22 protein-coding genes and 4 pseudogenes are annotated in these 26,283 nt (G+C 65.4%); 8 read left to right on the plus strand and 18 right to left on the minus strand.

Annotated features, from left to right (window positions below; translation table 11 throughout):
• The 9 genes and pseudogenes from alaS to cckA all read right to left on the minus strand — a co-directional run.
• A pseudogene (gene alaS / locus AUC69_RS04375) lies at positions 1-2,219 on the minus strand (alanine--tRNA ligase); the annotation flags it as partial.
• Between the two features lie 349 nt (positions 2,220-2,568).
• Positions 2,569-3,671: pseudogene (recA, locus tag AUC69_RS04380) on the minus strand (recombinase RecA); the annotation flags it as partial.
• 227 nt (positions 3,672-3,898) lie between these two features.
• A complete protein-coding gene (locus AUC69_RS04385) occupies positions 3,899-4,126 on the minus strand; it encodes a hypothetical protein (protein WP_069441079.1) in 228 nt (75 codons plus the stop codon).
• A 167-nt stretch (positions 4,127-4,293) separates the two neighbouring features.
• Complete coding sequence (locus tag AUC69_RS04390) at positions 4,294-4,494, minus strand: hypothetical protein (RefSeq protein ID WP_069441080.1); 201 nt, start codon at positions 4,492-4,494, stop codon at positions 4,294-4,296.
• A gap of 91 nt (positions 4,495-4,585) precedes the next feature.
• Positions 4,586-5,134 carry a hypothetical protein gene (locus tag AUC69_RS04395; protein ID WP_069441081.1) on the minus strand — a complete coding sequence of 183 codons (549 nt, stop codon included), beginning with the start codon at positions 5,132-5,134 and terminating at the stop codon, positions 4,586-4,588.
• Between the two features lie 386 nt (positions 5,135-5,520).
• Positions 5,521-6,960, minus strand: a complete 1,440-nt coding sequence (locus tag AUC69_RS04400; protein ID WP_069441082.1) for a putative bifunctional diguanylate cyclase/phosphodiesterase — start codon at positions 6,958-6,960, stop codon at positions 5,521-5,523.
• Entirely contained in the window at positions 6,861-7,238 is a 378-nt protein-coding gene (locus AUC69_RS19625; protein ID WP_083239085.1) for a PAS domain-containing protein, read from the minus strand. Before AUC69_RS19625 ends, AUC69_RS04400 begins: the two co-directional genes overlap by 100 nt.
• Positions 7,239-7,354: 116 nt before the next feature.
• The gene (locus AUC69_RS04410; RefSeq protein ID WP_069441084.1) at positions 7,355-8,653 is read right to left on the minus strand and encodes a sulfotransferase family protein; all 1,299 of its coding nucleotides are present in this window, start codon (positions 8,651-8,653) and stop codon (positions 7,355-7,357) included.
• A 116-nt stretch (positions 8,654-8,769) separates the two neighbouring features.
• Positions 8,770-11,310 carry a cell cycle histidine kinase CckA gene (cckA, locus tag AUC69_RS04415; RefSeq protein ID WP_069441085.1) on the minus strand — a complete coding sequence of 847 codons (2,541 nt, stop codon included), beginning with the start codon at positions 11,308-11,310 and terminating at the stop codon, positions 8,770-8,772.
• A gap of 217 nt (positions 11,311-11,527) precedes the next feature.
• Between cckA and AUC69_RS04420 the strand changes: the two genes are divergently transcribed.
• The 3 genes from AUC69_RS04420 to AUC69_RS04430 all read left to right on the plus strand — a co-directional run bounded on the left by AUC69_RS04420 (position 11,528) and on the right by AUC69_RS04430 (position 14,322).
• Positions 11,528-11,809, plus strand: coding sequence for a flagellar biosynthetic protein FliO (locus AUC69_RS04420; protein ID WP_069441086.1), 282 nt, complete (start codon positions 11,528-11,530; stop codon positions 11,807-11,809).
• A 297-nt stretch (positions 11,810-12,106) separates the two neighbouring features.
• Entirely contained in the window at positions 12,107-12,886 is a 780-nt protein-coding gene (locus tag AUC69_RS04425; protein ID WP_083239086.1) for a M15 family metallopeptidase, read from the plus strand.
• Positions 12,887-12,903: 17 nt separating this feature from the next.
• Complete coding sequence (locus AUC69_RS04430; protein WP_069441100.1) at positions 12,904-14,322, plus strand: MFS transporter; 1,419 nt, start codon at positions 12,904-12,906, stop codon at positions 14,320-14,322.
• Here AUC69_RS04430 and dksA read toward each other — a convergent pair.
• A pseudogene (gene dksA / locus AUC69_RS04435) lies at positions 14,323-14,753 on the minus strand (RNA polymerase-binding protein DksA).
• Positions 14,754-15,097: 344 nt separating this feature from the next.
• Here dksA and AUC69_RS04440 point away from each other — a divergent pair.
• Both AUC69_RS04440 and AUC69_RS04445 read left to right on the plus strand, forming a co-directional pair.
• Positions 15,098-16,555: a YcjX family GTP-binding protein gene (locus tag AUC69_RS04440; protein WP_069441087.1), complete on the plus strand. Its 1,458-nt coding sequence runs from the start codon at positions 15,098-15,100 to the stop codon at positions 16,553-16,555.
• Positions 16,552-17,553 carry a YcjF family protein gene (locus AUC69_RS04445; RefSeq protein WP_069441088.1) on the plus strand — a complete coding sequence of 334 codons (1,002 nt, stop codon included), beginning with the start codon at positions 16,552-16,554 and terminating at the stop codon, positions 17,551-17,553. Before AUC69_RS04440 ends, AUC69_RS04445 begins: the two co-directional genes overlap by 4 nt.
• Here the strand turns inward: AUC69_RS04445 and AUC69_RS04450 are convergent.
• On the minus strand, positions 17,545-17,748 hold the full coding sequence (locus AUC69_RS04450) for a hypothetical protein (protein WP_069441089.1): 204 nt from the start codon (positions 17,746-17,748) through the stop codon (positions 17,545-17,547). The two genes, AUC69_RS04445 and AUC69_RS04450, sit on opposite strands and share 9 nt — an antisense overlap.
• Positions 17,749-18,071: 323 nt before the next feature.
• Positions 18,072-18,485 carry a hypothetical protein gene (locus AUC69_RS04455; RefSeq protein WP_069441090.1) on the minus strand — a complete coding sequence of 138 codons (414 nt, stop codon included), beginning with the start codon at positions 18,483-18,485 and terminating at the stop codon, positions 18,072-18,074.
• 735 nt (positions 18,486-19,220) lie between these two features.
• On the opposite strand from AUC69_RS04455, the gene AUC69_RS04460 reads away from it, so the two are divergent.
• Positions 19,221-19,679 (plus strand): hypothetical protein, encoded by a 459-nt coding sequence (locus AUC69_RS04460; RefSeq protein ID WP_141700583.1) that lies wholly within the window; start codon positions 19,221-19,223, stop codon positions 19,677-19,679.
• Here AUC69_RS04460 and AUC69_RS04465 read toward each other — a convergent pair.
• Genes AUC69_RS04465 through AUC69_RS04475 form a run of 3 tightly spaced genes read right to left on the minus strand, consistent with a single transcriptional unit; the run spans position 19,676 to position 21,017 of the window.
• A complete protein-coding gene (locus tag AUC69_RS04465; protein ID WP_069441092.1) occupies positions 19,676-20,314 on the minus strand; it encodes a hypothetical protein in 639 nt (212 codons plus the stop codon). The genes AUC69_RS04460 and AUC69_RS04465 overlap by 4 nt on opposite strands.
• A complete protein-coding gene (locus AUC69_RS04470; RefSeq protein ID WP_069441093.1) occupies positions 20,311-20,538 on the minus strand; it encodes an anti-sigma factor in 228 nt (75 codons plus the stop codon). Before AUC69_RS04470 ends, AUC69_RS04465 begins: the two co-directional genes overlap by 4 nt.
• The gene (locus AUC69_RS04475; protein WP_069441094.1) at positions 20,535-21,017 is read right to left on the minus strand and encodes a sigma factor-like helix-turn-helix DNA-binding protein; all 483 of its coding nucleotides are present in this window, start codon (positions 21,015-21,017) and stop codon (positions 20,535-20,537) included. Before AUC69_RS04475 ends, AUC69_RS04470 begins: the two co-directional genes overlap by 4 nt.
• Before the next feature lie 409 nt (positions 21,018-21,426).
• Here AUC69_RS04475 and AUC69_RS04480 point away from each other — a divergent pair, with 409 nt between their 5' ends.
• Positions 21,427-22,257, plus strand: coding sequence for a hypothetical protein (locus tag AUC69_RS04480; protein WP_069441095.1), 831 nt, complete (start codon positions 21,427-21,429; stop codon positions 22,255-22,257).
• 4 nt (positions 22,258-22,261) lie between these two features.
• On the opposite strand, the gene AUC69_RS04485 is transcribed toward AUC69_RS04480, so the two are convergent.
• The 3 genes from AUC69_RS04485 to AUC69_RS04495 all read right to left on the minus strand — a co-directional run bounded on the left by AUC69_RS04485 (position 22,262) and on the right by AUC69_RS04495 (position 24,190).
• Complete coding sequence (locus AUC69_RS04485; protein ID WP_069441096.1) at positions 22,262-23,290, minus strand: NAD(P)/FAD-dependent oxidoreductase; 1,029 nt, start codon at positions 23,288-23,290, stop codon at positions 22,262-22,264.
• A gap of 6 nt (positions 23,291-23,296) precedes the next feature.
• Positions 23,297-23,617: a 2Fe-2S iron-sulfur cluster-binding protein gene (locus AUC69_RS04490; protein WP_069441097.1), complete on the minus strand. Its 321-nt coding sequence runs from the start codon at positions 23,615-23,617 to the stop codon at positions 23,297-23,299.
• A 114-nt stretch (positions 23,618-23,731) separates the two neighbouring features.
• Entirely contained in the window at positions 23,732-24,190 is a 459-nt protein-coding gene (locus tag AUC69_RS04495; RefSeq protein WP_069441098.1) for an Hpt domain-containing protein, read from the minus strand.
• Between the two features lie 437 nt (positions 24,191-24,627).
• On the opposite strand from AUC69_RS04495, the pseudogene AUC69_RS04500 reads away from it, so the two are divergent.
• Positions 24,628-26,283, plus strand: a pseudogene (locus AUC69_RS04500) (hypothetical protein); the annotation flags it as partial.

A 26,283-nucleotide genomic window follows, 5' to 3' on the forward strand; every position in this document is an offset into this window, starting at 1 on the left:
GCGGCGAGAGGTCCGCGCTGCTCGCCGGTCAGCGCCTCGATACGGCGACGCCGGCGGCGACGGCGCTCTCGCCCGTGATCTTGAGCAGGCCGATATCGCCGGTACGACGGACATGGGTTCCGCCGCATAGCTCGATGGAATAGGCGTTGCCGGCTTTGGGACTGCCAGGTGCCACGCCCATGGAGACGACGCGCACCTCGTCGCCGTATTTCTCGCCGAACAGCGCGAGCGCGCCCTGCTCGATGGCCGCATCGGGCGTCATCAGATGGGTCTCGACCGGCGCGTTCTGCAAGATCATGGCGTTGGTGATATTTTCGACGGCGCGGATCTCGTCCTGGGTCATGGGCTTGGGATGGGAGAAGTCGAAGCGCAGGCGCCCCGGCTCGACCAGCGAGCCCTTTTGCGCCACATGGGTGCCCAGCGTTTCGCGGAGCGCCTCGTGCAGCAGATGGGTCGCCGAGTGATGGGCGCGCGTCGTGCCGCGGCGGGCATGATCGACCTCAAGCATCACCGTCTCGCCGAGCGTGAGATTGCCGGTCTCCAGTACGCCGTCATGGAGGAAGAGGCCGTGCAGCTTCTTCTGGGTGTCCTTGACGGTGAAGGCGGCCTTGCCGGCGATGGAGAGCGTGCCGCGGTCGCCCACCTGGCCACCAGATTCCGCATAGAAGGGCGTCTGATTGACGATGACGATGCCGCAGTCGCCCGCATGCAGCGCATCGACGCGCTTGCCGTCCTTGACCAGGCCGATGATCTCGCCGGAGGCGGTCTCGGTCTCGTAGCCGAGGAACTCGGTGGCGCCGAGCGCCTCTTTCAGCTCGAACCACAAGCCTTCGGTCGCCGCCTCGCCGGAGCCTGCCCAGGATTTCCGCGCCTCGGCGCGCTGACGCTCCATGGCGGCGTTAAAGCCGGCCGCATCGACGCCGATGCCCTTGGCCTTCAGCGCGTCCTCGGTGAGATCGTAGGGGAAGCCGTAGGTGTCGTAGAGCTTGAAGGCAACCTCGCCCGGCAGGGTGTCGCCGGATCTCAGCGTCTCCGACGCCTCGTCGAGCAGGCGCAAGCCGCGCTCCAGCGTCTCGCGGAACCGCGTCTCCTCCAGCTTCAGCGTTTCCTCGATCAGGCTCTGGCCGCGTTCGAGCTCATGATAGGCGTGACCCATCTCCGCGGTGAGCGTCGGCACCAGCCGGTAGAGCAGCGGGTCCTGGGCGCCGAGCAGATGAGCATGGCGCATGGCCCGGCGCATGATCCGGCGTAGCACATAGCCCCTGCCCTCGTTGGACGGCAGCACGCCGTCGGCGATGAGGAAGGACGATGCGCGCAAATGGTCGGCGATGATCCGGTGGCTCGGCGCATGAGCGCCTTGCGCCGGTACACCGGTGAGATCGACGGACGCCGCGATCAGCGTCTTGAACAGATCGATGGCATAATTGTCGTGGGTGCCCTGGAGGACCGCGGCGATGCGCTCGAGCCCCATGCCGGTGTCGATGGAAGGGTGCGGCAGCGCCTGGCGGGTGCCACCGGCAAGCTGCTCATATTGCATGAAGACGAGATTCCAGATCTCGACGAAGCGGTCGCATCGGCCTCCGGACTTCCTGGAGGACCGCCGGCAATATCAGCACCATGGTCGTAGAAGATCTCCGAGCACGGGCCGCACGGGCCGGTGTCGCCCATGGACCAAAAATTGTCCGACCCTTCGATGCGCAGGATCCTGTCGTCGGAAAGCCCGGCGATCTTCTTCCACAGCCCGGCCGCCTCGTCGTCGTCCACATAGACGGTGATCAGGAGCCGGTCTTTCGGCAGGGCGAAGTCCTTGGTGAGCAGCTCCCAAGCGAGCTCGATGGCATGCGCCTTGAAGTAGTCGCCGAAGGAGAAATTGCCGAGCATCTCGAAAAATGTGTGATGCCGCGCGGTGTAGCCCACATTGTCGAGGTCGTATGTTTGCCGCCCGCGCGCACGCATTTCTGGGACGAAGCGGCACGCAAGGCGACTGGCTTCTCCTGGCCGGTGAACACGTTCTTGAAAGGCACCATGCCAGCATTGGTGAACATCAATGTTGGGTCGTGGCGCGGCACCAAGGGCGCGGACGGCACCACCGCATGGTCGTTCTTGGCGAAGAAATCCAGAAAGGCCGTGCGGATGTCATTGGTGCGCGTGCCCGGTGCATGATGCCCGGCCGCGGCACGGCGCTTGGTCTTCGCGCTTTCGGATTTCGCGGCGCTCATGAGGGATTAAACGGGACCTTAGGTTCTCGCGGGTTCGCGCGCACGGGAGCATCACACCGTCCGAACACCCTAGCCGATTCGGCGGCCGCGATTTCCGTGATCGCGCAGCTCCCGACGATCGGGAGACGGCTGCTGGGCGTGAGACATAAGGTCTGGCGCGAACCCTGTCCAGCGATGAGAAAGCGGCAAAAAGCCTTGGCGGAAGGGCGTCCCCGCGGGTACCACCCCGGACGCGACACGGGCCCCGCCATCAGACGGAGCCCGTACGAATATAACTGTGTACGGCGGGTCTAGGCGCCGCGCTTGCCGCGCCTTCCGCGCCGGCGATCGAGGTCACGGTCGTCTCTTCCTCCGCCGCAGCCGCCACCGGCTCATCGGGGCCGTCGCCCTCGTCGGCATGGCCGATCTCTCCTTGCAGGATCTGCTCGGCGATGAGGCCCGCATTCTGGCGGATGGCCTGCTCGATCTTGGCGGCGGATGCCGGGTTTTCTTTCAGATAGGCCTTGGCGTTCTCGCGGCCCTGGCCGATGCGCTCGCTATCGAAGGAGAACCAGGAGCCGGACTTCTCGACAATGCCCGCCTTGACGCCGAGATCGATGAGCTCGCCCATCTTGGACACACCCTCGCCATACATGATGTCGAACTCGACCTGCTTGAACGGCGGGGCCACCTTGTTCTTCACCACCTTGACGCGGGTCTGGTTGCCGACGACCTCGTCGCGCTCCTTGATGGCGCCGATGCGGCGAATATCGAGACGCACCGAGGCGTAGAATTTCAAGGCGTTACCACCGCTGGTGGTTTCAGGTGAGCCGAACATCACGCCGATCTTCATGCGGATCTGGTTGATGAAAATGACCATGCAGCGGGACTTGGAGATGGAGCCGGTGAGCTTGCGCAACGCCTGGCTCATCAGCCGCGCCTGGGCGCCCATCTGCATGTCGCCCATCTCGCCTTCGAGCTCGGACTTGGGCGTCAGCGCCGCCACGGAATCGACCACCAGCACGTCGATAGCGCCGGAGCGCACCAGGGTGTCGGCGATCTCGAGCGCCTGCTCGCCGGTGTCGGGCTGGGAGATCAGTACATTCTCCAGATCGACCCCGAGCTTGCGGGCATAGATCGTGTCGAGGGCATGCTCGGCGTCGACGAAGGCGCAGATGCCGCCCTTCTTCTGGGCCTCGGCGATGACATGCAGCGCCAGCGTGGTCTTGCCCGAGGACTCGGGCCCGTAAATCTCGATGACGCGGCCGCGCGGCAGCCCGCCAATGCCGAGCGCGATATCGAGCCCGAGCGAGCCGGTGGGGATCGACTCGATCTCGACCACTTTCTCGTTCTGGCCGAGCCGCATGATCGAGCCCTTGCCGCAGCGCGCTCGATCTGGGAGATCGCCGCCTCGAGCGCCTTTTCCTTGTCCATCTCAACTCCTTCAACGAGGCGCAACGCGGCGTTCGACATGAGTCTTCTCCCTTATTTCATAGCCCCACGGGGCTCGTAAATGGCGGTGCTCGGTCTATCCCGCGCCTTCCCGTCGCCGCCCTCGACCCGGGGGCTTTGCGGAAGGCCGTGTCGGGCCACTGTACACGCTTTGTTCTCTGTTGCCAAGATGTTCTCACCGGCGAGTCAAAAAAAGGCCGCCCGAGCGGGGCGGCCAGCGTGTTGGATGCCTAGGGAGCGCCTTCGCGTCAGCAGCGCACGCACCAGCAGCGCCAGGGACGGCAGACCCTGGTGGAGCCCACCGGGCAGCTTGGCCCGTTGAAGCGGCAGGCGACCCGGTCGACCGGCGAGTAGTTCTTCGCCGCGGTCGGCAGCCCTCTGGTGGCCGATCCCACCGTCGCGTCGGCCTGGAAGCCGAGCGTGCCGGCGAGCAGCAGCGCGAAGGTAGCCGTGAGCAGAACAGCAATCTTCCGCATCGTTCCCTCCTTACCGAAAGCCCCGCCTTCCCCCAACGGAAACGCGGGGACAGGGCAGCATAGCGTAGAAGCGGGCCGCGCGCAGGGACAAGCGCGGCTTATCCTCTGTCATCGGGCAATAGGAGAGGAGCGGCGTGCTGCCTAGAGCGATACCGGCTGGGACGCGGCTACGGCGTGCCGCCGGCGCTCTCGGCGAGACGCGCGAGCATCGGCGCGGTGAGATAGACGATCTTCGACTTCCGCTGTCCGCCAAGGCTGTAGCGAAAGGTCAGAATGGCGCCGCCAGACTGGTCCACGCCGTCCGCCGCGGCACCGTCGGATGCCTGGTCCTTGTGAGCCAAGGTGAATTTCGCGCCGGGAGGAATCACGGCGGGGCCGCCGGCCGCGCCTCCCTCGACGCGAGGGTGAGTGCCAATCGGCGCCGGGTCCGGTCCGGCTTGAGAATGCCGCGGACCTCGGTCAGCGCCTGGTCCGAGACGTTGACGCCGCCAATACGGAAGCCGTCACCGGGTAACACCGGCGGCGGATCGCCCGCCGCGTCGAGCAGCCAGTGCACGGGATCCCCCGCGCTCGCCTTGAGCGCTGGGACTGCCTTGGGTGGCGGCATGGCGTCAGCGCCGGCATGACCTTCGCCGGCTCGGCCATGGGCGCGGACTTGGGCGCCGGCTCCGCCCCGAGCCAGGCCGAGCTGGAAGCGGCCTGCACGGTTTGCGGTTCGGGCGCTTCCGCCGCGCGTTGCCGCGCCCTCTCGACCAAGGCGGTGGAGACTTGCGCGATCGCCGTCGTGACCCGGTCCAGCGTCTGCCGGTCGACCACGGGTTCGAGCTGGTTGGCGAGCCACACATAGTGCTCTTGGCTCTGCGAATCCTTGGCCGTCGCCAGGAAGACGACGCCGATCAGCGCGACAACCGACAGCACCGCCGAGCCGCAGGCAAGCCAGCTATGGCGTGACGTATAGGTCGCAAAGAGAAGCGCCGTCAGAGCGACGCCGGCCGCGAAGAGCGCCATTATGGTCCCCCGCCCGTCGGTCGGGCTCGCAATGCCCTCATAGAGCCGCACAGAACCGTGGCGGCAGCACGGCGATTTGAACCGCAAATTGGTGAAGGTTTACCTATCGCGGCGCTGTCACGGGCAGCGCACACCCCTCATCGCCCCGCAAAATCCGCCGCGTGCCCAAGGTTCACGGGGCATGGCTCGGGGCATGGCTCGGGGATTGGCTCACGGGGATCGACTCCCGGTCGAGCTGTACTGCGGCAAGCCCGAGCTGGGCAGCCGATAAAGCCTGGCCGGGCAACCGATATGGACTAAGCGACGTGTCTGCTTTGGCAAAACCAGAACAAGCTTATCCTCGCCGCACGTGAAGCGTGCGGCGTTTGGCATGCTCGTGCCGGGAGCTAGGATGCTCTCTGCGATGCGAACGGGTCGTCCGTTCGGCGCGCGCGGGCATGGTCCCAAGGCTGGTCGAGCGTGGTTTCCGCCTGCATGTGACGAGGGAACTCGACTGCCGGGGCCGGGCGCCCCAGCAGAAAGCCTTGCGCCTTGTCGCATCCGATCCTGCGGACGCGGTCCAGCTGTTGCCGGGTTTCGACCCCCTCGGCGGTCACGCGCGCGCCAAGAGCATGGCCCAGCTTCGTCACCGAGTCGACGATCGCGAACGCCACGGCGCTATCGTCCGAAACAAACGAGGCATCGATCTTGATTTCGTGGAAGGGAAACTCTTTGAGATAGCCCAGCGACGCATAGCCGGTTCCGAAGTCATCGAGAGCGATCTTTACGCCCAGTGCGCGCAGCTGCTCCAAGAACCGCAGATTCTCCGCGGTACTGTGCAACAGCACCGTCTCGGTGATCTCGAGGAGAAGCCGGTCTGGCCGCAGGCCCACCTTGTTCAGTGTATCGGCAACCCTGAACGGAAGGCTGGGGCGGAACTGCGCGGGCGACAGGTTGATGGCGATCCCGACGTCGCTGGGCCAGAGGGCTGCCTCGGAGCAAGCCGCCCGCAATACCCAATCGCCGAGCGCTCCGATCAGACCGGTCTCTTCCGCAAGAGGGATGAATTCAGCGGGCGCCACAGATCCGCGTTGCGGATGATCCCAACGCAGCAGCGCTTCAAACCTGACAAGCTGCCCCGTCTGGACGTTGTAAATCGGCTGGTACACGAGATGATGCTGGTCGCGGTCGAGAGCGTCTGCCAAGTCCGCCTTGAGCTCTTGACGCAACCTCGCGTGCTCGGCCATTTGTCGCGCGAAGAAGCAATAGCTGCCGCGTTCGTTCTTGGCGGTGTAGAGCGCCGTATCCGCATTGCGTAGCAATGCATCCGTCCCGGTCCCGTCCTGCGGGGCAACGGCAATGCCGACACTCGCGCCGATCTCGACCTCGCAATCGTCGATGTTGAAAGGTGTGCTGATCGCTTCCACGATATCTCCGGCCAATTTGGGAACGCACCCGGCCATCGTCGACCGGCTCGTCGCGATCACAAACTCATCGCCGCCGAGGCGTGCCAGGATATCGCCTTCACCCGCGAGACTCTTTAGACGCGCGGTCACCTGCTTCAGCAGGCTGTCGCCGAATGGATGACCATAGGTGTCGTTGACTTCCTTGAAGTGGTCCAGGTCGACGTAGAGCAACGTCACGTCCTTCCCGCCTGCTTCCACGTCTTCCAGCACGTGCTCCAACCGTTCGCGGAAATAGGTCCGGTTGTAGATGTCGGTCAGCGTGTCGTGACGCGCAAGGTAGGTCAGTTGCTCTCGGATGCGCCGGCGCTCGGTGACGTCGCGGAAGAACAACGAGATCGCATCATGGCCGGGATAGGCATGAACCTCGAACCACGTCTCCATCGAAGCCAGGTATCTTCGAAATCGACCGGCTTCTGATGCTTCAACGCCCATTCGTAGTTCTTATGGAACGGTCCCCCGAAAGCCTCCGGGAAGGCCTCCCAAAGGCTTCTTCCCAAGCTCAGGTCGCGGCCCCTCAGCAGATCGAGCGCCTGTCTGTTGCGATAGAGAATGCGCCAATCGCGGTCGAGAACGATCACACTGTCCGTGGTGCTCTCGAGAACGAACTCGCTTCGGCTGATTTCCAGGCCATTGCGCGTCAGGCCGCTTTTAGATGCCATCGGTGAGACTCCCAACGGGTGACGCTGGCGAAGTTTTCCTGAACCATTTGCTCCATTAAAGCAGGGCTCTGATTAACAGAGTGAATGCCCGGCGCCGTAGCGTCGTTCGGGCCTGATTAACGAGGCGTTAAGCGAGCGGGGCCGGCGCCCCATGTTCGCGCTAGGACGGCTCGGTCTCGCGCACGGCGCGCCGGCGTCTCGTTCTTCAGCACCGCATCCACGGCATCGCGATAGCCGTAGCGGTCGATGAAGGGCCCGAGGCGATCGGCGATCTTCTTGGCGATCGGCTGGGGCAGGCGGTAGGACGAAACACGATGATCGGAGCGGTCGGAGAGGATCGCGCGCATCGGCCCTTCGGCCTCGTCAAACTTGGGGAGGTCGAGCCGCTGATAGATGTCGCGCATGGACGCGATCGGGTCCTTGACCAGATCCTCATAGCGGATCTCGACCAGGCGATCCTCGGCGATCAGGTGACGATCTTCCTCATAGGCTTGCGTGAAGCGCTGGAAGGTATCGAGCACGTAGTCGTCGAGCCAGGGTTCGAGGTTCGGCGGGTTGTGCAGGCCTTGGGTCGAGTAGAGCGCGCGCCACAGCTTCACCGTCGACGGGAACACGTCGAGCGGGTTCCGCGCGATGAACACGAAGCGGGCTTCCGGGAAGAGCTTGGTGAGCACTTTGAGGCGCGCTGCATTGCCTGGCGTCTTCATCACCAGCGTCTTGCCGTGCTTGAGCTTGAGCCTGCGGTAGAACCACATGAAGGCGCGCGCCCAGCTCTGCTTCTTCTTCTCGGGCAGACCCTTGAAGTCGAGATATTCGGTCTCGGCGGGACCGCGCCGCGGCCAGGCCATGGTGTTGTAGGGCGAGCCCTCGCCCAGCATGATCATGGCGAACTCTTCTTCCTGCGGCCGGTCGAAGCCCACCGGCACGTCATCTTGCGGACGGCGCTTCGGCAGCAGCACCTTGAACACATGATCGAGCGTGCCCTCGGTCAGCAGGAAATGGTGCGGGAAGAAGCACTCATAGGTCGTGGGATAAGCGAGGTTCGGGTCCTCGGAGAAGAGGTCGTGCAGCAGCGTGGTGCCGCTACGCCAATGGCCGATGACGAAGATCGGCGGCTGATCGAGCGGCAGCGCGTCCGCCTGCTTGCCGTATTTCCACTCGGAGATCCACCGCAGCGGCGTGTTCCAAGGCACCCACAAAAACAGCGCCAGAGTGTCGGGGATACAGTTGAGCGTGAAGGAGAAGCGGCCGCGCCAGAACAGGCGGATCAGCGTCGAGAAACGCATGCCGAACCAGACATAGAGCAGCCGGCCGCCATAGCGCTCGATGGTGAGCGCCGGCATTTTCGGCTTCTTCCGCCGCCGCCGCGAAGGCTGGCCGTCTTCGTCCGGCGGCAAAACCTCGTAATCGGGCACGCAGAAACTCCAGTGTCGGGATGGTTCAGGCCGGGTGTTCGATCGCCTCGCCTTAGACGCGATCAGCCCCCAAGGGAAGCCCCAAAGGGTCGCAAGGCCGGGCTAGACCGGGCGCGCTAAGCTTCCAGCGCAGACTTCACGGCTGCGGCGAGTTGCTTCAAATCGAAGGGCTTTTGCAGGAACATGAAGTCTTCCTTCTCGTCCAGATTGCGGCGGAAGGCGTCCTCGGCATAGCCCGACATGAAGATGATCTTGATCTCCGGATAGTCGCGGCGGAGCTCCTTCATCAGGGTCGGGCCGTCCATCTCCGGCATCACCACGTCGCTGACCACGAGATCGACCTCGCCGTCATGGCCCTCGAACACTTCGAGCGCCTCGGCGCCGGTCGAAGCCTCGAGCACCTGATAGCCACGCTGGCCGAGGGCGCGGGCGGCGAAGCTCCTGACCGCGTCCTCGTCCTCGACGAGGAGCACGGTGCCGCGGCCGGTGAGGTCCTTCGGCTTCTCGGGCTTGCGGTCGAGCTTGGCCGGCTCCTGATCCACCTCGGCGGCATGCTCGTGATAGCGCGGCAGGTAGACGCGCATGGTGGTGCCGGCGCCCTCCTCGCTGTCGGCGAAGATATAGCCGCCCGTCTGCTTGACGATGCCGTAGACGGTGGAGAGTCCGAGCCCGGTGCCGCGGCCGATCTCCTTGGTGGAGAAGAACGGCTCGAAGATCTTCTGCTTGACCTCCTCGCTCATGCCGCAGCCGCTATCGCGCACCTCGATCATCACATATTCGCCGGGCGGCACGTGGCTCAGGCCGAGCTCGCGCGACTGGAGCTCGCTCACATTGGCGGTGCGGATGGCGAGCTTGCCGCCGTTCGGCATGGCGTCGCGGGCATTGACGGCGAGGTTGATGATGACCTGCTCGAACTGATGCAGGTCCGCCTTGACCGTCCACAGGTCGCTCGCCTGATCGAGCGTCAGCTCGACATTCTCGCCCAGTAGACGGCCCAGCAGGATGGACAGCTCCGACAGAACATCGCCGAGCTGGAGCACTTGCGGGCGCAAGGTCTGCTGGCGCGAGAAGGCAAGCAGCTGACGCACGAGCCCGGCGGCGCGGTTGGCGTTCTGCTTGATGTTCATGATGTCTTGGAAGGCCGGGTCCGTCGGCCGGTGGTTCATCAGCAGGAAGTCGGAGAAGCCGATGATCGCCGTCAGCATGTTGTTGAAGTCGTGGGCGATGCCGCCCGCGAGCTGGCCGACCGCCTGCATCTTCTGGCTCTGAGCGATCTGCATCTCGAGCGCCCGCTGCTCGGTGGTGTCGACGGCATAGGCGATGGCCGCTTCGCGCTCGGTCTCGGCCTCCTCGATGGGGCTCAGATAGATGCGGCCGCTGCGCTCGCCGGGGCCGGCGAAGGTCACGTCGACCGGCTCGATCAGCCCTTGGCCGGCGGAGGCGGCTTCGAGCGCGCGGCGCAGCGCCTGATGGCTCGCCGGCTCGACCAGGCTTTCCAGGCTCGCCTTGCCGTCTTCAGCGTCGGCGCCGAACATGCGCACGAAGGCGGCATTGGTGGCGCTAACCACGCCGTCCGCGTCGAGCGTGGCGATGGCGATGGGCGCGGCATGGAACAGCCGGGCAAATCTCAGCTCGGCGGCGCCCGCCTCCTCTGCTTCGCCCGGTCCGCGCGTGAGTATCAGGACATGCGCCAGATCGCTGCCGCGCGGCAGCCGGTGCAGGATGCGCACGGGCAGGTTGGTGCCGTCGGCCTTGACCAGATCGATGTCGAAATGGCGCGTGGTGCCTTGCGCCTCGGTGCGGCCGGCACCGGCAATCAGGGCGGCGCTGTCATGAGACATGATCTGGCCGAGCTTCAGGGGGCGGTTGGCGACCTCCGATAGGTCGAGCCCCAGCCATTGCGCCAGCGTGGCGTTCACATAGGCGATGTCGCCTTCGGCGCCAGCGGTGAAGAAGCCGGCCGGCGCGTTGTCGAGATAGTCGATCGCCGCCTGCACCTTGGCGAAGTTCGTCTCCTCGCGGGCGCGGTCTTGGGTGATTTCATCCACTTGCCAGACGACGAGCGAGCCTTTGCGCCCCGACCGCGGATCCGGCGGCATGGGCTGAACGCCGATCCGGAACCAGCGCGGGCTGACGCCGGTCTCTTCCTGGACCTCGCCGGGCGGCGGCAGGCGAAACTCCTCTTTGAGGCTACGGCCCTGCTGCGCGGCCCGCGCGAGACGGAAGATGGCCTCGGCCAGATGCGGGTTGCCGCCGAAGGCCCGGTCGGGCGGCGGCACGGCGGCCTCGGGGTCGAGCCCCAGGAGGTCGCGATAGGACCGGTTGGCGTAAAGCACCCTGCCCGTCGTATCGGCGATCAGGGCGCCTTGCGGCAGGTTGTCGACGAAGGCCTTGGTCAGATCGTTGCGCGCGTGGCGCTGGCCGAAATAAAGAATGCCGACGGCGCCGGCGAACAGGCAGAACACGCCCACCACGGCGAGGCCGGCGAGGATCGCCAGCACGAAGGGCTCGGCCATCTCGCGTGACACCATGGCAAGCCCGACGGCGGCCATGGCGAGGGCGAGCGCGAGAAGCACCACGAGCCCGACACTGCCATCGCGCTCGGTGCGGTCGGCGGCGGGCTCGGCATAGCGCATCGGCGCATTGATATCTGTCATGGCCGAGAAAATACCCGATTCGAGTTGTCTTGACCGGAGATTGTCACGGGAGTGAGGTCGCACCAGCGCACCCTTCGACCGCCTCATACAAGGGCCGCCTTTGTGGTTAAAGGACTGTTAAGCAGGATTGCTTAGGAGCATCCCTCATGGATCTTGAGACCATCATTCTCGGCGTCGCGGCCTCCCTGTTCGTCATCGCCGTGGTGGCGCTGCTGGTTTGGGCGTCAGGACCTTCTTCCTCGGCAAGTCGAGCTCCGCCAATTTTCTCAGGCCCCGCGAGAAGCGCCTCGGGGTCGTGGAGACGGCCGCGGTCGACGGCAAGCGCAAGCTCCTTCTCGTGCGCCGCGACGATGTCGAGCATCTGCTCATCATCGGCGGCCCGGTCGACGTCGTGGTCGAGACGGGAATCAAGGGACGTCCGCATCTCGGCCCGCCGCTCGACGATGTGATCATCGCCAAGGCCGAAAGCCGCCCCGCCCCAGATTACGGAAAAACCTGATCGTTTTGAGGCGATTGGTGTTGACTGTGGCGAAAATATCACGGCCGGTTTCACTTGTGATGGGCCGCGAATTCAGCTAAATAGTGAACACGGTCTTACGGTGGCCCTCATGGGCAGCGGATGAAGCAACGCCGGTAGTTTCAATCGCAGTATCGTAAGAGCGCCGGCAGTCCCTGCTAATGGTCCGACACCGACTGGCTTTGCCAGTCATGTCAGTCCCCCAAAACTCTCCACTCCCCGCCCTCCAGCGGGGAGTTTTTTTGTCCCCGCGCATCCGGGTCATGGCTAAATATGCCGATGACCGACGAGAGGGCCGCAAGGAAACGTTGGACCGCCGCCGCGTGCGTTGCCGCCGCCGCGTTTTCCATTTCCCCACTCCGCGCCGCCGAGATGCCCGACGACTTCGTCTATCTGCGCGACGTCGATCCTTCGATCCGGCAGGACATGCGTTACGCCGGCAGCGACAACTTCACCGGCGCGGCCGTGCCCGGTTACAAGGCGGCCGAATGCATCTTGCTGCGCGAGGCGGCGGATGCGCTGAAGGCAGTCCAAGCCGACCTCAAGCCGAAGGGACTGACGCTGCGCGTCTATGATTGCTATCGCCCGACCCAAGCGGTCGCCGCTTTCGTCGCTTGGGCCAAGAAGCCGGACGACCCAGATGCCAAGGCGGTCCACTATCCCAATCTGAAGAAGACGGACCTGTTCCCCGGCTATATTGCCACGCGCTCGGGCCACTCGCGCGGCGCCACCCTCGATCTGACCTTGGAACCGACCGACGGCGCCGAGACGCACCCGCGCGGGATTAACTGCCTTGCACCCGAAAAAGACTTCGCCCCCGACGGCAGCCTCGCCATGGGGACGAGCTTCGACTGCTTCGATGTGAAGGCCAATACGCAGACACCGGGACTCACGACCAATGAGATGGAGAATCGCGCGCTGCTGCGCGACGCCATGGCGGCCCGCGGCTTCAAGAACTATCCGCTGGAATGGTGGCACTACACCTTCGAGCCCGAGCCCTACCCAAACACCTATTTCAACTTCCCCATCCTGCCACGGCCAGACGGCGGCAACGGGTGACGGGAGCCCGGCACGAGATGGTGGAGACGGCGGTGCCGGCGCGCCTCGACCGTCTGCGCTGGGGACGCTTCCACACGCTCGTGGTCGTGGCGCTCGGCATCACCTGGGTGCTGGACGGGCTGGAGGTGACGCTGGCCGGGGCGGTCGCCGGCGCGCTGAAAGAAAGCCCCGTGCTCCAGTTGACCAACGCCGAGGTGGGGCTCGCCTCGAGCTTCTATCTCGCCGGGGCGGTGCTGGGTGCGCTGCTGTTCGGCTGGCTCACCGACCGCCTCGGGCGCAAACGGCTCTTCTTCATCACGCTCGCCGTCTATCTCGTGGCCACGGCGGCGACGGCCTTCTCGTGGAACTTCGTGAGCTTCGCCCTGTTCCGCTTCCTGACAGCGGCGGGCATCGGCGGCGAATACACGGCCATCGCCTCGACCATTCAAGAGTTCGTGCCGGCGCGCTATCGCGGCCATACCGACCTCATCATCAACGGCAGCTTCTGGATCGGGGCGGCGCTCGGCGCCGGCGGGTCCATTGTCCTGCTCGACCCGGCACTCCTGCCCGCGGATTACGGCTGGCGCGCGGCGTTCTTCATCGGCTCGGTGCTGGGGCTCGGAATCCTGGTGATGCGCTCGTGGATTCCGGAATCGCCGCGCTGGCTGATGACCCATGGGCGCGCGGACGAGGCTCATGACATTCTCGACCGCATCGAGGATCACCACCGGGCCCGCGGCCATCACGTGCCCGACGAGGCCCCGGCGACGTTCCGCCTGAAGTCGCGGCGCTCGACGCCGCTGCACGAGGTCTGGCGCGCGCTGTTCCACGCCCACCGCACCCGCACCCTGGTGGGCTTGAGCCTGATGGTGGCGCAGGCCTTCTTCTACAACGCGATCTTCTTCACCTACGCGCTCGTGCTCACGGACTTCTACGGCATCGCAGCGTCGCAGGTGGGTTGGTATCTCCTCCCCTTCGCCGCCGGCAATTTTCTCGGGCCGTTGCTCCTGGGCCGGCTGTTCGACACGGTCGGCCGCAGGCCCATGATCGCCACCACCTATGTTCTATCGGGACTGCTGCTGGCGGCGACCGGCGCGCTTTTCGCAAACGGCGTGCTGTCGGCCACGGGCCAGACGATTGCCTGGACCGTCATCTTCTTCTTTGCCTCGGCGGCGGCGAGCTCGGCCTATCTCACCGTGAGCGAGACCTTCCCGCTCGAGATCGCGGCGCTGGCCATCGCCTTCTTCTACGCGGTGGGCACGGGCATCGGCGGCATCGGCGCGCCGTGGCTGTTCGGCGCGCTGATCGACACCGGCTCAAAGGGCAGCCTGTTCGGCGGCTATCTGCTGGGCGCGGGGCTGATGATCGCGGCCGGGCTCATCGCCGCGCGCTACGGCGTTGCCGCCGAGCGCAAATCGCTGGAAGACGTGGCAACCCCGCTGTCGGCCGTGGACTGACTACTCGTCGCGGTAGACGCGCTCGCGGCGCTCGTGACGTCTTGCGCCTCGACACTCAAGGTGGCGATGGGCCGGGCATCGAGCCGCTTCAGGCTGATGGGCTCGCCGGTCTCCTCGCAATAGCCGTAGGTGCCGTCTTCGATCCGCTCGAGAGCGGAATCGATCTTGGCGATCAGCTTGCGCTGCCGGTCGCGGGCCCTGAGCTCGAGCGCCCGCTCGCTCTCCGATGTCGCCCGGTCGGCGATATCGGCATGCTGCTCGGAGTCGTCTTGCAGATGCTGCAACGTCTCCTTGGTGGAGCGGAGAATCTCGTCGCGCCAGTTGAGCAGCTTGCGGCGGAAATAGGCCCGCTGCTCATCGCTCATAAACGGCTCGTCTTCCGACGGACGATAATCCTCGGGGAGTGTCTTTTTTTTCTTCGCAGTCGCCATGAGAGTCATTTTCCAGACGTATCCGTTCGTCGTTGGGCTCTTCGCCTGCTCCCCAGTCCGGCACGCTATGTCAGCGACCCCCGCCGGGCTGCCCCGTATTTACGGAAGCGAGTCGACAAGTCAAGACGGCACCTGCGCTTGACAAACGCGCGAAGCGTTTTCTGTGGCGCCATTGCAAATCCGTCATATTTTTGAGGCAACGCGGCGACTTGCAACGCTCGTTTCTTGTGCAGTGCGGTCGCCCCCGAAATTCACGGGGTTTCCGTGCCGCTCTTCCTTCCCGGCCCCGGGCGCGCTATGAGGCGGATGGCACGGGGGCCAGAGCGCAAAGGACGTCTTAAAGCGTGCCGATCTCAACCTATACGGATGCCGCCGGCGACGCCTTTCGCAATATCGGCGATTTCGCTTCCGGCCTCGTCACGCCGACGGTGAGGCTCGGGGTGACCGGGCTCGCACGTTCCGGCAAGACCGTGTTCATCACCGCGCTCGTGCATAATCTCATCGTCGGCGGCCGCCTGCCCTTCTTCGACGCGGCGGCGCAAGGGCGGCTGTTGCGCGCCTATCTCGAGCCGCAACCGGACGAACTCGTTCCGCGCTTCGAATATGAGAAGCATCTCGCCGACCTCACCGCCGACCCGCCACGCTGGCCGGAGAGCACGCGCCGCATCAGCCAGCTGCGGCTGACGCTCGAATATGCCTCAACCAAATTCTGGAAACGGCAATTGGGACGCGAGCGCTTGCACATCGACATCGTCGATTATCCCGGCGAATGGCTGCTCGATCTGCCGCTGCTGCAGCTCGACTATGCGGCGTGGTCGCGCGCGGCACTCGAGCAAGCCCGGGCGCCCGAACGCAAAGCCGCGTCCAAGGACTGGCACCGCGCCCTTGCCGTGGCGAAGCCGGCCGATCCCGCCGACGAGGCGGAGGCGGCGACGCTGTCGGATCTGTTCAAGGCGTATCTGACCGCGGCGCGCTCCGATCAATACACGCTGTCGACGCTGCCGCCGGGGCGCTTCCTCATGCCGGGCGATCTCGAAGGCTCGCCCGCCCTGACCTTCGCGCCGCTCGATGCCAAGGACGCGGCGAGCTTCCCGCGCGGCTCGCTGTGGTCGCTCATGGAACGCCGCTACGAAGCCTATAAGAGCTACGTGGTGCGGCCGTTCTTCCGCGATCACTTTTCCCGGCTCGACCGCCAGATCGTGCTCATCGACGTGCTCGCCGCGTTGAACGGCGGACACGCGGCGGTCGCCGACCTCGAACGGGCCATGACCGAGATCCTCGAATGCTACCGCACAGGCGCGAACAGCCTGTGGTCGAACCTGTTCGCCCCGCGCATTGATCGCATCGTGCTGGCCGCCACCAAGGCCGATCACCTGCATCACGAGAGCCATGACCGCCTCGAGGCGATCCTGTCTCTCCTCACCGACAAGGCGATGGACCGCGCGCGCTACGCCGGGGCCGAGGTCAAGGTGCTGGCGCTCGCCGCGGTGCGCGCCACCCGCGAGGGACAAGCGAAGCGGAACGGCGAGACGCTGCCGTGCATCGTCGGCTATCCTCTGCCCGGCGAAACCATCGGCCGGCGCACGTTCGACGGCAACGAGGCCTTCGCCATCTTCCCCGGCGACCTTCCCGCCGATCCGCAGAAAGCGCTGCAAGGCTGGCAGACAGAGGCCGGCGAGATGCGCTTCGTGCGCTTCCGCCCTCCCGATCCCGTGGCGCTCCCTTCCGGCGGCTTCGCCCCCTTCCCAAATATCCGGCTCGACCGCGCCATCCAGGCTCTGATCGGAGACCGTCTCGAATGACCAAGACTGCGCCCCGCAAGCCGGCCTCGTTCCGGGTCGAAGAAGTCGAGGTGTTCGTGCCGCCGGAGCCAACGGCTATCCCAGCGGAAGAGCGGGCACTGCCTGTGCCGCAGGTCCGCGCGCTTCCCGATCTCAGGCGGGGATTGCGCTGGGGCAGCATCTTTCTTGGCGCGCTCGGCGGGCTGGTCAGCCTCGTCGCCTCGCTGTGGCTGTATGACTGGGTGCTGTCGCTCATCGCCCGCGACGACTGGATCGGTTGGGTGGCGGTCGTCCTGCTCGGCCTCGTGCTCGTGGCGCTGCTGATGATCATCTTGCGCGAGGTGGCCGGCCTGATGCGGCTCGGCCGTCTCGGCAAGATCCGCCATGAGGCCGACAGCGCCGCACGGCAGAACGACAAGGTGCTGGCCATCGACGTCACGCGGCGCTTGAAGCGCTTCTATGCCGGACGCGAGGATCTCGCTTGGGGTTTGGATCGGCTCGCCGAGCACGAGCACGACATCATGAACGCGGAAGAGCTTCTGCGCCTTGACGAGCGCACGCTGATCGCGCCGCTCGATCCGGTCGCCCGCAGCATCGTCGCCGCCTCCGCCAAGCGCGTGTCGGTGGTGACGGCGGTCAGCCCCAACGCGATTATCGACATGATGTTCGTCGCCGCGCAGAACCTACGCATGCTGCGCAAGCTCGCCACGCTCTACGGCGCACGGCCCGGCACGCTGTCCCTGCTCAAGCTCGCGCGCATGGTGGTCACCCATATCGTGCTGACCGGCGGCATCGCGCTCGGCGACGACGTGATCCATCAGGTGGTCGGTCACGGGCTGACGGCGAAGCTGTCGGCGCGGCTCGGCGAGGGCCTGTTCAACGGCGCGCTCACCACGCGCATCGGCATCGCCGCGATCGATGTGTGCCGGCCGCTGCCTTACGTCGAGCAGCAGCGCCCCCGCTTCCGCGAGATGGTCGCCGAGGTGGCCGGGCTCGGGGGCAATGGCCGATCAGCTTAGGAGCTTGCAGCCGTCCACGGCGACGGTCTGCGACTGGCCGTCGTCGAAGGTCAGAGTCACGGTGATCTCGTCGGCGCAGGCCAAGCCGCCGGCGCTGATGCGGAAGCCGCTCGCCTGATCGCTTGAGGCCTGCGACTGCGGCCGGATGGCGGGCGTATTGAACGCGTAGGCCACGCCGACCAGACGCCGCTTCACCGCGGCGGGCGGCTCGAGCCAGACCTCGAAATGATAGAGCGGCGCGCGCGATCGGCGCCTTTGAACTCGGTGGCCTTGGCCCTCATCCAGGTCTCAACCTGCCCGCCTTGCGGCAGATCGACCGGCGGACCGAGGGCGGCGGTCCGCTTTGCCACCTTTGCTACGCCGCCGGCTTGGGCGCGATCGGCGAGAACGGCACCGGCTCGACCGCATCCCAGGGCAGCACTTCGCTGACCTTGGACAAGACCCCGACGCCTTCGGCTCCGCGTCGTCCTGCTTCGTCTTCGGCGGGCGGTTCCAGATGAGCTCTCGCGGTATCTCGCTCAAGCCTCGAGATTTGGCTCCGCGCTGCGCGGCGCCGCGACGGAGGGAACGGTCGCCAGTGCCATGGCCAACAGGCGGCTCGCCGACGTCGGCTCGGCGGTGACCATTGCGGCCGCCGTGTCCGTCCCAGCCAGAACCGAGATGGGAAACTTCGACTGTGCGAGGTTGGCGTGGGCGCGCTTCGACCAAGCAAGTTTGGAAACGACCGTTTCGCCGCCGGGCCTCTGCGCGCCGTGATTCTTTTCGGTTCCGGAGAATGTGAGAGTGTAGGCGCCGATTGCCAGCAGCGTCACCGCCGCGGCTAGTCCGGCAAGCGTTGGCGCGGACAGCCTCGCGGGCAGTCTTAAGCCGGACATGCGCGGGCGCGGAAAGCCCTCCACAAACGGCAAGATCCTGGCCGCGACACGCTGCATGGACTGCGCCACTCCCTCCTGGCGAAGCTAGCATAACCATCCCGATGGGTCAGAAAAACGGCGGCGCCAACAGCCAAGGCAGCGGCTTTCCAGCGCACCTGCCACCTTGCGGCAACGGGTCCCTGGCGGACGCAAAGCCGCTTTGCGCAACGCGCGAGTTTGCACGCTCCGGTGGATAGCGGGGATAAGCATTGGCTTGCGGATGCACGCCAGGCGCGTTGCTGTAATCTCCTAATTGTGAGTTAGCCGGTTGTGGAAGGTGCCGCCGGAGAAATCCAGAAGCACCGGGAAACGGTCGGAAGGCTCGCGAGGGCAAGGCAAGCCCGCGGTCGTCCAGTGCCATGGGCGGCTCAAGGCGGCGGAAGCGAGACGCAAAGTGCCACGGTCTGGCGACCTCGTCGCAGTACCGTGCGGCGAAATCGACAGGGTTCTTTGCGCCCCCTACTCCACCGCCAATCGGTTCCGGTCCGGCCAGGGCAGGAGCCGCGTCGTAGCAACGCGACGTTAAATAAGGGCCGTGGTCAGGTCACGGCGCCGCTTTGTGGGAGACCATGGGGCGTTGCGCCTGGCCAAGGGACCGAAAGGTCTCGCGGCGCCGTCTGATCGTCCCGAACGGGCGTGAGGCCGACATCGCAACAGGGAGGCGGGGCCGCAAAGCTCCGCCTTTCTTGTTGCGCGCCCGATTTCTTCTCCCCCCTTTAGCTCGACGCGCCCGCCCGATAAGATCGCGCGCCCATGAGAGCCCCTAGTCCGCGCATCCTGTGTTTCGCTGCCGTCGCCGCCACCTTGGCGCTCGCGCTCGGCGCGCTCGCGGCGTGCGGCACCGTGAACCGCATCAAGGGCCCCGAGGACGGCGCCTCGACCGAGGCGGCGGCGCGCAACGTGGCGCCGGACGACCCGCTGGCGAGACCAACGCAAGTCGGCTGGACCTCGGCGCGGGCGACGCGGTGCGGCTTCATCTTTAGCCCAGAGCAACTGCGCGCGAACTATCTGGGAGCGGAACAGGCGATGGGGCGCTCGCCGGCCGAGATGCGGAAGATCGAGAAGGCCTACGACTACACGCGCCAATCCGTGCTTGAGACCATCAACGACAATCCCGGCTACTGCAACAAGGAGCGGACCGACGCAATCCGGACGGACCTTAACCGCTATCTCGCCGGCGACTATTCGCCCAACGCGCGCATGGGACGCTAGCCACCGTTCTCCAGAGCGCTGTTGACCGGCGTGTAGGATTTCGACAGCGGGCGAAGCGGCAGCAAGGGCTCCAGCTTGATTTTGGTCGCAAGACGCATCAGCACGGTGTCGTCGAGCTCGCCGGCCAGCAGATAGGCCACGCCGCCTTCCGCCCAGGTGACCGTCCCCACCGCGCCATACTGCTCCGGCGTGAGGACGTCTTCCCCCTCGCCCCTCTTCGCGTAAAGCGCCACCGGCGCACCGCGCGCACCGAGATAAAGAATCTGCACCACAGGCTCGTCGCCCGAACGCAGCGATTGCGCGCGCACGAAGCGGAAGCCCTGAGGCTGCAGATTGGGGAGCTTGAGATTGACGCCGAGGATCTGGGCGAGCTGCAAGGTGACGAAATCACGATTGGCCTGACTCTCCAGACCGACCTCGAGAGTCTCGCGGCTCAGCAGTGCGTGCGCGCGCGCCATCTCCTCCTGCCAGCCAGGCGTCACGGATGCTCCTTGCGGCGACGTTGTGTCAGCCTGTGGCGGGGCCATGATGTTCGGCAGTGCCAGCGGCCAACCGTAGCCGGCTATGGCCAGCAGAAGGGCGACGACAAGACCGATGGCGGCGAGAGCCATCTTGGCGACGCGCCACTCGATCACGATGCCTTCCGGCGCCGCGCCGACACGGCGGAAACGTCCATCTCCTCGCCCGCCAAGATCGCCTCGAAGGCTGCTTCCAAGCGGGCATGCGCGTGTTTCAGCGCCTCGACACGGGCAGCGATGACATCGTCCTGGTCGAGAACCTTCTCCACCGCGCGGATTTGCTTGCGCGCGAGCTGGCCATCGACATAGGCCACGAGGAGTTCGTCGCTGAGTTCGGTCATGGTGTGCCTCTGAGCCCTTCGGGATAGAGGGTTTCGACAATGGCCGCAGCCGGCGCCGCCGGGCGGGCGCTCAACCGGTCCGCAAGTGCGGCACTGATGCGAACAAGACGCGCGGCGACGGTGTCCGCCGAGACGTCGAGCACGCGGCCCGCGTCCTCGTGGTCAAATCCTTCGCCGTAGACAAGGAGCAGCGTGAGACGTTGTTGCGCCGGCAGAGCGGCGAGAAAGGCCGCGACGGGCGCATCGAAATAACCGTCGACCTCCGGATAGAAGAGCTGCGCAAATCGAGCATCGTCGATCTTGGCTTGTGCGACGGGCGCGGCATGACCGCGAAGCTCATACAGCCATTGCCGGTAGATCTCGGCGAAGGCCCACACATCGAGCGACGTGCCGCGCTGATAGCGATGTTGCTCGTCCAGCATGCATCGCAGCGCGCGGCCGAGCAGGCTCGTCCCCTCATCGCGATCGCCGACGAGCACATCGGCGAAACGTTTGAGCTCGGCAACATGGCGATGAGGCCCGGTCGTATGGAGTCGTGAAAATCTTCTGCCTGCACGCGTCTTCCCCGCCGCTTCGCTTCGGGTCCGTGCTGGCCTTGGCGCGGGTCCCCCTCGCGAATCAATAGGATAGCACATTCAGTAGACGCCATCGCGGGAGCGGGCAGGGACATCGCCCAAAAAGCGCTTGCTTCATGAGCCAACGTGCCCAATCTTTACGCAAGAGGGGGAAATTACCCATGACGGTCGTGCCCCACGGCTCGGATCAGGCGGACTCGCAAGCCGTCCCATCACCGCGGCATGGGAATGGGATTGCAGCGACCCTGTCCAGCGTCCAAAGGACGCCGCTCCGAATGTCGTTGCGTCAAAACGCGGCGCTTGGCGCAGCCGTTTGGCCGGACGCATCGCCGAGATCGCCGACAAGACGTCGAGCCAGACCAAGCAAGCCACCAAGACGAGCCTCGCGCGCGCCACCGAATATGGGCGCGACAACGTGCTGCCCGAGATCGAGCGCACCGGCGCCAAGCTGAAGGAGCACGCGCGCCCGGAGCAGATGAAGAAGGACTATCGCGACGCCCTTCTCTGGCTGCACGAGCGCGTGCTCGATCCGCCGAAAGAGCAATTGTTCTTCGTGCCGACCAAGGATCCTGTCGCGCTTGCCGGATTGACGGTGCGCGGCGGGAACAAGGCGCATGGTCACGACTATCGCCCGTCGCCGTGCCAGCTGTTCCAATGGACATTGGCGGCCATCGACTACGATTTCTCGCGGCTTACATTCGTGGATCACGGCGCCGGACAAGGACGCGTGCTGCTGCTCGCTTCGGAGCATCCCTTCGCCGCCATCGGCGGCATCGAGTTCGCCTCGGAATTGCACGACAACGCGGTGATGAATATCGCGCAGTATCCGCGCTCGCGCATGCAGTGCCGCAACGTGGAATGCGTGCTCGAGGATGCGAGCCAGGTGGGGCCGCCGGAAGGCGAGGCCATCCACTATTTCTTCAATCCGTTCTCGCGCGAGGTCTTCGCCGAGGTGCTGCACAATCTCGTGGTGTCGTACCGCAAGAAGCCGCGGCGGCTTTATCTCATTCTCGTCGATCCGGTGGCGACCGACCTCGTCGACGACAGCGGCGTATTCCAGCGCATGGAGCTTCCCTTGCAGGAGCGCCTGAAGGTCCAGCTGCTCAGCCCTTACGAGGTCGCCATCTACCGCTCGCTCGCTTGAGCGATCACTTCACGCCGAGCTTCTTCTGCAGGTTCGACGACGAGGTGGTGTACTGGAAGATCAGCTTCTTATCCGGATAGACGTATTTGTGGACCTGCTGCGCCATGAGCGCACCCTCGTGGAACCCCGACAGGATGAGCTTCAGCTTGCCCGGATAGGTATTGATGTCGCCGATGGCGAAGATGCCCTTCTCGCTCGTCTCGAATTTCTCCGTGTCGACGGGGATCAAATTCTCCTCAAGCTGAAGACCCCAATCGGCGACCGGACCGAGTTTCATGGTGAGACCGAAGAACGGCAGCATCACCTCGAGCGGCTGCTCGAAGGTCGTGCCGTCGGGCGCCTTGACCGTGGCTCCGGTGAGTTGCCCGTCGGCGCCGTGCAACTCCGTCACCTGACCGAGCTTGAAGGCAATGTTGCCGCTCTCCACCAGGGCGAGCATTTTTTGCACCGAGGCGGGCGCGGCGCGGAACTCCGAGCGCCGGTGCAGCAGCGTCAAAGACTTGGCCACGGGCTGCAGGTTCAAGGTCCAGTCGAGCGCGGAATCGCCGCCGCCGACGATGAGCACGTCGCGGTCCTTGAAGGCATCCATCTTGCGCACGGAGTAGAAGACGGACTTGCCCTCATACTGCTCAATGCCGGGCAGCGGCGGACGCTTCGGGGTGAAGGACCCGCCGCCCGCGGCGATCACCACCACCTTACTCTCGAACACGGTGCCGTCGTCGGTGGTGAGACGGAATCCGCCATCGATACGCTCGAGCGCATCCACCCTTTCGTTGAAATGAAACTCGGCGCCGAACGGCTTGATCTGCTCCATGAGCTTGTCGGTCAGTTCCTGGCCCGTGACCACGGGGATCGCCGGCACATCGTAGATGGGCTTCTCGGGATAGAGCTCGGCGCACTGGCCGCCCGGCCGGTCGAGAATGTCGATGACATGGGCTTTGACATCGAGCAGCCCGAGCTCGAACACGGCAAACAGGCCGACGGGCCCTGCCCCAATGATAACCGCATCGGTCTTGATCACATCCGCTGACATGGCGCCTCAGAACTGCTTTTCCGGAATTCGAACCTTGAGGCCATCGAGCGCCTCGGTCACCCTGATCTGACAACTCAGCCGGCTCTCCGGGCGGATGTCGAAGGCGAAATCGAGCATATCCTCTTCCATCTGTTCCGGCTGCCCCGTCGCTTCGCGCCAAGCCTTGTCGACATAGACATGACATGTCGCGCAAGCGCAGGCACCGCCGCATTCCGCCGCAATACCAGGGATGGAGTTCTTTACGGCGGCCTCCATCACCGTCATGCCGGGTTCGGCGTCGACAGTGTTCTCGGTGCCGTCGTGCTGGATAAAGGTGATCCTGGCCATAACGTTTGGCGGACTCTCAGCGTGATCCAATCTCGGGAGCCGGGCGGCGGCGGCAAGCGCATGCGCCCGAAGGATAGAGCGCGGATGGGGGCCGACCCGCCCGCAGCCCGTGCTCTATAGGGCAATTGAATGTGAGACTCCAGCGCTTGCGGTGCTTTGTCCCGGGGGCGCCGTCAGATGGTCTTGAGCAGGGAGGTGATATAGGCCTCCGCCTCGCGCAGCGAGGTTTCGATCTCCGCTGATCGGCGCGGTGCGGAGTTGCGTGAGGCCGTCGCCGTGCAGCGCCTCGGCCCGCTCGGCGGCCTGAGCCGTGCGCCACGCCCCGATCGCGCGCGCCGAGCCTTTGAGCGAATGGGCGGCCTGTTTCCAGTCCTTGTCCGACATGGCTGCCCGAAGCTGCTCCAGATAGAGCACGGACTGGGTGCAGAAGAGTTCCAGCACCTCGCGCTCGAGCGCCCGCTCGCCGAGGGTGTAACGGGACAGATGGACGAGATCGACGGGCCGCGAGGCCGGCGGCTCTTCGCCCAGGGTCTCCGTGGGCGGCGCAATGCTTGCTGCCTGCTCGCTTGCCATGCGGTTGTCTCCCTCAGTTCCTGCCCCTCAGCGCCGCTTGCGGGGCTCAATCATGGTCGACGCGGCGCAAAAACGTCCAAGGCAGTACGCGCAGACGCATATAGGCGTCCCCACAGCGGGAAACCGCCTAGAGGCGGCAACCGGACCGCCTCACCTCTAGCCGATTCGCGGGGTGCACGCAGCAATTAGCGCTGCGGTTCTAATGGCTTATGGCGCGTTAACCCAAGTACTCGATTCAGCTTTTTTTAGCCCTAAAAATTCGTTAACGATGTTGGGAGAGGGGGAAAAGCGTTGGGGGCTCTTCCGGTTAGTGTTCTTACCGGAGGGTGATGCGGGGGCCCCGCGAGGCGCGATGCGCCGCCAGTTGGCGGGTTTCGGTCTGACGGCGCAGATTTCTCCCATTTTTGATTAGAGTCTAGTGGTGCGAGGAACGCGTTATGGCGCAGGAACAAGCAAAGTCGCCTCCTGGGAAATCGACGCCGGAAGCCAAGGACGAAGTCAAGGGCCCTCTGGAAGCGATGATGCAGGGTAAGGGCAAGTCGGACGACGCCCCGATCCTGGAGCGAGGCTCCGACCTCCCGAGACGCTCTACCCTCGCCGACCGGCTCAAGGCCGAGCAGCGCAAGCGCGAAGAACCTAAGCGCGAAGACCCGAAACCACAGAATTTCAGACGCGAAGAGCGGCGCGAGGAAGAGCCCAAGTCGGCCGACTTCTCCGAGACCACGGCAGGCGCCCCCTCGCCCAAGCACCTCACCCGGACCCGCCGGCCCGCCGGCCCGCCGCCGCAGCGCCGTCTCTCCGCGCCGGCGAATGACGACGTTCCGTCCATTGGCGGATTGATCTTCGCTCTCCAGCAGAGGCCTTCGCGCACGCCGTTCCTCGTGGCGCTGGCGGCCTCCGTCGCCTGGTTCCTCATCGGCGGCATCTTCGCTTACGGCGTGATCTCGAACCAAGCCGCGGGCGATGGTCTCCTCAGCGCCGCGGCGCTGTCGGCCGCGGCCGCCCTTCTCGTTCCGATCGTCGTCTTCTGGTTCCTCGCGCTGCTCGTGTGGCGCGCCCAGGAGTTGCGCCTCATGGCCTCGGCGATGACCGAGGTCGCCGTCCGGCTCGCCGAGCCCGACAGGCTGGCCGAGCAGTCGGTGGCGTCGGTCGGACAGACCATCCGGCGCCAGGTGGCGGCGATGAACGACGCGATTTCCCGCGCCATCGGCCGGGCGAGCGAGCTCGAAGCCATGGTGCATAGCGAGGTCGCCGCGCTCGAACGCTCATACGGCGAAAACGAGCTTCGTGTCAGGAGCTTGATCAACGAGCTTGCCACCGAGCGCGAGGCCCTCACCAATAACAGCCAGCGGGTCAGCGAGGCCCTCAAGGGCGTCGGCGCGCAGGTCGCGCGCGACATCTCCAACGCCAGCGGCTCGATCGACAAGAAGCTCTCCGAGCGCGGCACGCAGCTCACCGAGCTTCTCGTGGCGCGGTCCAGCGAGGCGGCCGAGCAGGTGCACAAGGCGCAAGCCAAGGTCGCCGAGCAGGTGCCGGGCTTGCTCGAGCGCCTGACCAAGGAACAGGGCCGACTGACCAAGGTCATCGACGGGGCCACGCAGAACCTCACCGCGCTCGAAACGGTGGTGGCGCAGCGGACAACGGCCCTCGACAAGACCATGAAGGAGCGGACCGAGGCCCTGCAAGGCTCGCTGGCCGAGCGCATCAAGGGTCTGGAGAATTCCGTCGCGCAGGGCGCCATCGTCCTCGACAAGACGCTCAAGGACCGCACCGACGCATTCACCACGGCGATCACCCAGAATGCCGGCGCTCTGGACCAGACCATGAAGGAGCGCGCCGAAACCTTCGTCGCCGAGATCGGCAGGAGCACGGAAGTGCTCGACAAGGCCCTGAAGGACCGCACCGATACCTTCACCGGCCTCGTCGCCGAGGGCGCCGTCACGCTCGACAAGACCCTGGAAGACCGCACGACGGCCTTCACCAATGTGGTGGCCGAGAGCGCCGTGACGCTCGACAAGACGCTGACCGACCGCACCGCGGCCCTCACCAGCGTGGTGGCCGAGGGTGCGTTACGCTCGAAAAGACGCTCACCG

Source organism: Methyloceanibacter superfactus, assembly GCF_001723305.1.
GTDB classification, from domain to species: Bacteria; Pseudomonadota; Alphaproteobacteria; order Rhizobiales; family Methyloligellaceae; genus Methyloceanibacter; species Methyloceanibacter superfactus.